Origin of the sequence: Seohaeicola saemankumensis (assembly GCF_021021435.1) — a bacterium.
Lineage (GTDB): Bacteria > Pseudomonadota > Alphaproteobacteria > Rhodobacterales > Rhodobacteraceae > Seohaeicola.
This window is the reverse complement of the sequence record NZ_JAINWI010000066.1, coordinates 1-621: the sequence shown is the minus strand read 5'-3', so window position 1 is coordinate 621 and position 621 is coordinate 1. Positions and strand designations below refer to the sequence as shown.

Genomic DNA, 621 nt, shown 5'->3' with positions numbered 1-621 from the left:
TTGATCATCTCGGCGCTTTCCAGATCGGTCGTCACGATCGGGAAATCACGCAGATAGAGCGGGCGATAGATGTCGGCCATGACCTCGGCGGCGCGGTCGGACTGCACCCCCACGATCACACGGTCGGGTTTCATGAAATCCTCGAGTGCGGCACCCTCGCGCATGAATTCGGGGTTCGAGGCAACGTCGAAATCCAGATCGGGATTGGCCTTGCGGATGACCTTTTTCATCTGCCGGTTCGTGCCGACAGGCACAGTCGATTTCGTCACGATCACAACATATTCGCTGGCCGCCCGCGCAACTTCTTCAGCCGCCGCATAGACATAGACCAGATCGGCATGACCGTCGCCGCGCCTTGTGGGTGTGCCCACCGCAATAAACACCGCATCGGCCCCCTGAACAGCCGAGGCCAGATCAAGGGTGAAGCTCAACCGGCCGGCCGCCACGTTCTTGGCCATCAATGCCTCAAGCCCCGGCTCGAAAATCGGCACCATCCCTGCATTCAGCTTGTCGATCTTCGCGGGGTCCTTGTCCACGCAAACCACATCATGGCCGAAATCTGAAAAACAAACACCCGAAACAAGGCCCACATAGCCCGTGCCAATCATCGCGATCTTCATA

Annotated in this window: 1 protein-coding gene; it reads right to left on the bottom strand. The window is 58.5% G+C overall.

Features of this window, described 5'->3' with window-relative positions; translation table 11 throughout:
• On the bottom strand, positions 1-620 hold a 620-nt coding region (locus tag K7H22_RS19980; RefSeq protein WP_230802558.1), incomplete at its 3' end, for a nucleotide sugar dehydrogenase.
• Between the last annotated feature and the right edge of the window lies 1 nt (position 621).